Raw genomic sequence first — 6757 nt, forward strand, 5'->3', positions numbered from 1 at the left:
GCGTCGCCGGGCTGGCCTGCTCCACGGCCTGCTCGGTGCCGCTGTCGGAGAGCAGCGAGGACGCGTCGACGGGCTCGAGCCACGGCGCGCTCGACGTCGCGGCGAGGAACGTCGCGAGGGCGGCTCCGTCGGGGTCGTACGTGCGCGGGGCCGTGACGAGGACGGAACGGGAGGTGCCGGCTCGCTCCCCGAGGAGCACGAGCGTCTCCGCGAGGTAGCGCTGGATGGACAGCACCGGGCTCGGATCGGTGCGCGTCGGAAGGAGCGCCGACAGCCGGGGGTCGTAGGCGAGCAACCGCGTCCCAGCGGCCGTGACCCTCCGCGCGGTCTGGGTGTATCCCGTCGTCCTGCTCACCGCGGCGGCGTTGACGACGATGCCGGCCGCCTTCTTGACCGAGGTGCCGGACAGGAGTGTCTGGATGCCCTGCTCGCGACCTGCCGGCATCAGACCGTCGACGGGCCAGACGATGTCGGTCCGGGCGGGTTGGCCCAGTCGAGTGGCCAGGGTGCTCGCGCGGGTCACGAGGTCGCGCACGAGCGAGTTCGAGGGGTCGACGGCAACGGTGGCGGCGACATCGGCGTCGGCGTAGGGCAGCGCCCACACGCTGCGGCCCCGCAGCTGCGTCTCGAGCTCGTCGCCGAGGCGCCCGATGGTGGCGGCGGCCTGGGACGGCGGCGTGCCCTGGGTCGTGGGACCGGTCGTCGGAGCGGTGGGGGGAGTGGTCGTCGGTGTCTCGCCCGTGCCGGGAACGCCGGGCGTTGCAGGAGCTGCGGGGGCGGCGGGGGTGCCCGAGGCGGTGTCGCTCGGCGTCGGGGTGGCGGCGGCCGAGCCGGAACCCGACCCGGGAGGTCCGGAGGAAGCCGCGGCACCAGGATCCGGTCCGAGCACGGACGGGTCGACGTCGAGGTCGACGTGCGCGCCGCTGGTGCCCTGGAGGATGCGGGCCACGCGCGAGGCGGGCCCGATGGCTCGCTGCCAGGCCGACTCCCTCGACGCGTCGTTGCGGGAGAAGAGGTTGACGTCCGGGTCGAGGGTCAGGGGCAGCACCGTGGCCACCTTGAGCGGGACGTACTCCTTGCGACCGTTCCAGGCGACGAAGGTCCGCGTCCGGCCGGTGGGCTCGGTCGCGCCCTGCTGGACCACCTCGACCGAGATCGGGACGGCGGCGAAGGCGGCGGCGGAGCGCAGCAGCCCCCAGGGCACCGTGGTCGTGAACGGCCGGGTCTGGCCTGCCGGCACGGTCGGGACGGCCGTGGTGCTGACGGTTCGGCCCGAGACCGGCGTTCGGCCGGAGGCCCAGTCGTCCAGTGCCGCGCGCTGGTTCACCGGCACGTCCCCGCGCACCACCTGCAGCCGGGGGCTGGACAGCGGGCCGGTCAGCGGTGCCGTGACGGTGCCGGTGATCGTGACGTCCTTGCCGGGGCTCACGACGGAGGGAGACAAGGTGTCGAGGACGATGACCGCGACGTCCTTGACCGGCGTCACGGCGGGACCGCGCTCGGGCGCCGCGTCGGACGTGCCGGCATACGTCGTCGGGACACCGGCCGAGGGCGCGGCGCTCGCGACGGAACCCCCGACCGCACCCCCGACCGCCAGGCCCAGGGCGGCCAGCGTGGACGCGGTGGCGGTCAGGCTGCGCACGAGGCGGGTCCCGCGGCGTCCGCTCGTGTCCGGACGCCGCGACCCTCGAAGGGTCACGCCGTCCCCGCCAGCCGGTTCCACGCCGCCTGGGCGATGCGGCGTTCGTTGGGGAACGTGAGTCTGCGGTGCACCTCGTCGAGCCTCATCCAGGCGACGTCGATGGCCTCGTGGTCGGGGTCGTTCTCGATGGAGAGCTCTCCGCCCGTGGCCTCGAGGAGGTAGTGGTGCACGAACTTGTGCACGCGTGTGCTCGACGTCGCGAACCAGTAGTCGATGGTGCCGAGCTCGACGAGCACGCGTCCGACGATGCCGGTCTCCTCGGCCACCTCGCGGGCGGCCGCCTCGACGAGCGTCTCACCGGGCTCGACGTGGCCCTTGGGCAGGCACCACTCGATGCGCCCGGCCCGGTTGCGCCGGGCGATGATGGCGATGAGCGCCCGACCCTCGCGGACGTCCACGACGATGCCCCCGGCCGACCRTTCCTCGACGGCGGGCAGGCGCCTCCCCGGCAGGGGACTCGGGACGGGCAGCGCGCTCACATCGCCACCATAACCGGCGGGACCGTGGCACCTCCCGTCCTCGCGGGGAGGCGACACGGGGGCCGAAGCAGCGCCGTGCACGCGGTCGGGAGCTCGCCGGACGCTCACTAGGCTGGGCGCGTGCCTGACCGACCCGACACGCCCGTCCCCGACGGCCAGCAGCCCGCCGATGCCGGCCTGCCGCTCCTGCGCGCCGCCGTCGCCCGACTCGCCCCGGTCCTGCCGATGCTGAGCGAGCTCGGCGAGCGGTTCGCAGGGTCCGGGCACGACCTGGCCCTCGTCGGCGGCCCGGTCCGTGACGCGTTCCTCGGTCGGGTCTCGCCCGACCTCGACCTCACGTCCGACGCGCGGCCCGACGAGATCCTCGCGGCGGTCCGGGGCTGGGCCGACGCGCACTGGGACATCGGCCGGGAGTTCGGCACGATCGGCCTGCGCAAGGGCGCCCACGTCATCGAGATCACGACCTACCGCGCCGACACCTATGACCGTACGTCGCGCAAGCCCGAGGTCATGTTCGGCCGCAGCCTCGAGGGTGACCTCGTCCGTCGCGACTTCACGGTCAACGCCATGGCGATCCGGCTGCCCAGCCTGGAGTTCGTCGACGTCCACGGGGGACTGTCCGACCTCGTCCGGCAACGGCTCATGACGCCGTCCGCGCCCGAGGAGTCCTTCGCCGACGACCCGCTGCGGATGATGCGGGCGGCCCGCTTCGCCTCGCAGCTCGGCTTCGACGTGGCGCCCGAGGTGCGCGCCGCCATGACGGAACGCGCCGGCACGCTCTCGATCATCTCCGCCGAGCGCGTGCGCGACGAGTTCACCAAGCTGCTCATGTCGTCCCGCCCGCGGCTCGGGCTCACGCTGCTCGTGGACACCGGTCTGGCCGACGTGTTCCTCCCGGAGCTGCCGGCCCTGCGGCTCGAGCTCGACGAGCACCACCGGCACAAGGACGTCTACGACCACTCCCTCATCGTCCTCGAGCAGGCCATCGACCTCGAGGGTCCCGCTGACGGAGCGCCCGACTCCGTGCCCGGTCCCGACCTCGTGCTGCGCCTCGCGGCGCTGCTCCACGACATCGGCAAGCCCGCCACCCGACGCTTCGAGGACGGTGGCGGCGTCTCGTTCCACCACCACGAGCTCGTCGGCGCCAAGCTCACGAGCAAGCGGCTCAAGGCGATGCGTTTCGACAAGGACACGACCAAGCAGGTCGCCCGGCTCGTCGAGCTGCACCTGCGCTTCCACGGCTACGGCGACGGCCAGTGGACCGACTCCGCCGTGCGGCGCTACGTCACGGACGCCGGGCCGCTGCTGACCCGACTGCACCGCCTCACGCGCTCGGACTGCACCACGCGCAACGCGCGCAAGGCAGCACGGCTCTCCCAGGCCTACGACGACCTCGAACGGCGCATCGAGCGACTCGCGCAGGAGGAGGAGCTGGCCAGTGTGCGACCGGAGCTCAACGGCAACGAGATCGCCGAGGCGCTGGGCATCCGGCCCGGCCCGGTGCTGGGCGAGGCGTACGACTTCCTCCTGTCGGTCCGCCTCGACGACGGCCCCATCGGCAAGGACGCCGCCCGCGAGAAGCTCGAGGCCTGGTGGGCAGCGCGAGGGACCACGGACTGACCTCCGTGGGTGTGGGGTGGTCGTCGCGATGGGCAGCTCTCCCCATCGCGGGGTCGGCCGCCGCCGTCGTACGCTCGGCAGCACTTCGTTCCCGGTGCTGCCACAGTCCTCGAAGGGCGCGACGACCTACCTGACACGGCACCGCGTGAATGATTGACTGACCGCGCCGTCCCCGACCCCTGCGGGAGCGACCGAAAGGAACGAGTCCATGAGCACCCTCGCCTACCCGAGCGCCGACTTCCCGGGGCAGCCGTCGGTGGCCCTCGAGGTTCCGGACGGATGGGAGCCCGCGCACGCACCGGGCACGACGATGGCCGCCCGACTGCCGCGCGAGGGCGCGTTCGCACCCAACGTCGTCGTGACCATCGAGCCGTGCGGGCCCGAGTTCAGGGTCGAGGACTCGCTCGAGCAGATCGCCTCCCTGGCGACCTCCCGGGGCGGCGCCGTCTCGGAGCCGTATGCCGCGGACCTGGGCGGTGCCGCGTTCGTCGGGTGTGACGCCACGTGGCCGGACCCCGACGTCGAGACCGTGCTCCAGGCCAACCTCTTCCACCTCGTGGGCTCCGAGGCTCCCGAGGTGGGCGCCCACCTCGTCCAGCTGACCGGTGCCGTCGGTGGCCCGGAGGCGGTAGCCGACTACGAGCTCATCCGTCAGGTCCTGACGACGGTCCGGGTCACGCCGTGGAGCGAAGCATGACCAGCGGAGTTCCGGCGATCGCGGCCGGCCTGGCGACCGACGTGGGACGGGTTCGCCAGCACAACGAGGACGCGGCACTCACGGACGGGACCGTCTACGTCGTCGCCGACGGCATGGGAGGGCACGCCGCGGGCGAGGTCGCGAGCCGCATCGCCGCCGAGACCGTCGTCGAGCTCGCCGCGCGCCCGGTCATCCACGTACGTGACGTCGTCGCCCAGGTCGAGGAGGCCAACCGGCGCATCCTCGCCTCGGCCGCACGGCACCCCGAGCAGACCGGGATGGGCACCACCGTCGCCGGCCTGGCCCTCGTCTCCGTCGGCGGCTCGCGACACTGGGCCGTCTTCAACGTCGGCGACTCACGCGTCTACCGCTGCCTCGACGGGCAGCTCTCCCAGGTCACCGTCGACCACTCGGAGGTGTGGGAGCTCGTCGAGCGGGGTCTCATCACGCCGGAGCAGGCCCAGCGGCACCCCGGGCGCAACGTCGTCACCCGCTCGCTCGGACGCGACCCGATGGGCGTCGTCGACACGTGGGTGTTCCCGCCCTACCCGGGCGAGGTCTTCGTCATCTGTTCCGACGGGCTGTCCAACGAGCTCACCCGTGAGGAGATGGAGGCCGTCCTCGCCGACCATCCCGACGCCGAGGAGGCGGCTGCCGAGCTCGTGCGGCGTGGTGTCGCAGCCGGAGGTCGGGACAACGTCACTGCTATCGTCGTCGCGGTGCAGGGTCAGGACGCCGACTCCGACGTCGACGAGGACACGACCCCGCGCGAAAACGTGAACGGCTCATCGGGGGAGAGCAGGTCGTAGACGTGAGTGACCCGTCCGTGGTCGTCGAACGGGCCCCTGACGGGTGGACGCACATCGGCGGCCCTGGCATGCACCTGCTCATCGGCCTCGACGAGGACGACGAGCGCACGATCGCAGCGAGTGATGCCGCGGACGGCGGAGACCTCGACGACGTCGTCGAGGTGCTGACCGCCGGGGGCATGCGCAAGGCCCACCACTTCGTCGGCGTGCACTGGCAGCCGCGCACCCGCATAGTCGCCTTCGGGCCCGTCTCGGCCGTCGTGACCCTGGCCGACGGGACCGAGCACGACGTCCGCGCGACGAGCAGCAAGGTCTGGACCGACCTCGAGCTCCCGGACCACCCCGACCGTGTGGTGCTGCGCGTGCTCGACGAGTCCGAACGCTCCCAGCCGGCGTCGCCGTTGGCTCTCGGAGCGGGAGCCGGGGCCGTGTCCGCGGGATCGGGGCACGCGTCGGCGGAGGACCCCGCCGCCGAGCCCGCCGGTGGCGTGACCGGCGCCCAGGATCCCCAGCCCGTCTCCGGCCAGTCGCCACCCGCTGTGATCCCGACCTTCGGGGCTGCTGTCCGGTCGTCCGACGCATCCGACGCATCCGACGCCTCCGGCGGTTCGAGCGGTTCGAGCGGCTCAGACAGCTCGGGTCGGTCGCCGTGGGGTCGCAGCTGGGCCCGCCACGACGCCGTGGAGGCGAGTCGGCCTGACTCGGAAGGCCCCCCGGCCGCGTCGGGAGCACCCGTGCCCGGGGGCCCCCGTTCCCAGGAGCCGGCCGCTCCTTCCGTTCCCGCCGTCGGGCCACCGGCCCTGCGCGCGTGGACCTCGGTCGCCCCACCCGCCCCCGTGCGAGCCACGGCGCCGAGCGCCCGCCCCGACGCCCAGTCCGAGTCGGTGGCTGACGACCTGCCCGTCGTCGTCTCACGTGACGTCGACTCGACCTGGGCCGCGCGCCCGCTCCTCGAGCCCGACGCAGCGACGTCCTCCCCGGCACCGGCGACGGACCTCCCCGCCCGACCGGCAGGGCCGAACACGCGTCCGGTGCCGGACGACGTGGACGAAGTCGGCGACGGACAACGGCCGCCCGTGCCCAGCTACGACTACCTCTTCGGGCACACGACGACGGCCGACGAGCACCGCAGGGCGCTCGCCCAGCTGACCCAGACCGACGACGAGGACGGCGGATCCGACGAGGACGAGCCACTCGCGGTGCCCGTCGTCACCGACCTGCCCGACGTGCCGGTCACGAACGCCGCGCCCGCCCCCGAGGTGCCCCCGCGACCCATCCCGTCCGCGCCCCAGGTGCCCCCGGTCGCCGAGTTGTCCGAGGGAGGCCTCATCTCCTCCGTCCCATGGGCCAGCGCTGCGCCGAAGTCGCCCCAGCCCGCCCCCGAGCCGGAGGTGCCGACCTTCTCCGGACGACACACGCCGCCCCCCGCCCCGAGCCTGCTGCCTCCGAC

The 6757-nt window shown here is 73.5% G+C and carries 5 protein-coding genes and 1 pseudogene; 4 read left to right on the forward strand and 2 right to left on the reverse strand.

Translation table 11 applies throughout. From position 1 onward, the window contains the following. Together AC1DP0_RS15690 and AC1DP0_RS15695 are read right to left on the reverse strand one after the other, a co-directional pair. Positions 1–1642: DUF6049 family protein (locus AC1DP0_RS15690; RefSeq protein WP_478085841.1), on the reverse strand; the 1642-nt coding region annotated here is incomplete at its 3' end. A gap of 53 nt (positions 1643–1695) precedes the next feature. Continuing rightward, complete coding sequence (locus tag AC1DP0_RS15695) at positions 1696–2181, reverse strand: NUDIX hydrolase (RefSeq protein ID WP_478085843.1); 486 nt, start codon at positions 2179–2181, stop codon at positions 1696–1698. A gap of 120 nt (positions 2182–2301) precedes the next feature. Here AC1DP0_RS15695 and AC1DP0_RS15700 point away from each other — a divergent pair, with 120 nt between their 5' ends. The 4 genes and pseudogenes from AC1DP0_RS15700 to AC1DP0_RS15715 all read left to right on the forward strand — a co-directional run. After that, on the forward strand, positions 2302–3801 hold the full coding sequence (locus AC1DP0_RS15700; protein ID WP_478085846.1) for a CCA tRNA nucleotidyltransferase: 1500 nt from the start codon (positions 2302–2304) through the stop codon (positions 3799–3801). A gap of 208 nt (positions 3802–4009) precedes the next feature. Beyond that, a complete protein-coding gene (locus AC1DP0_RS15705; RefSeq protein ID WP_478085850.1) occupies positions 4010–4498 on the forward strand; it encodes a hypothetical protein in 489 nt (162 codons plus the stop codon). Next, positions 4495–5307 carry a PP2C family protein-serine/threonine phosphatase gene (locus AC1DP0_RS15710; protein WP_478085852.1) on the forward strand — a complete coding sequence of 271 codons (813 nt, stop codon included), beginning with the start codon at positions 4495–4497 and terminating at the stop codon, positions 5305–5307. Before AC1DP0_RS15705 ends, AC1DP0_RS15710 begins: the two co-directional genes overlap by 4 nt. Before the next feature lie 2 nt (positions 5308–5309). Next, a pseudogene (locus AC1DP0_RS15715) lies at positions 5310–6757 on the forward strand (hypothetical protein); the annotation flags it as partial.

Source organism: Terrabacter sp. P5_B1, assembly GCF_056400505.1.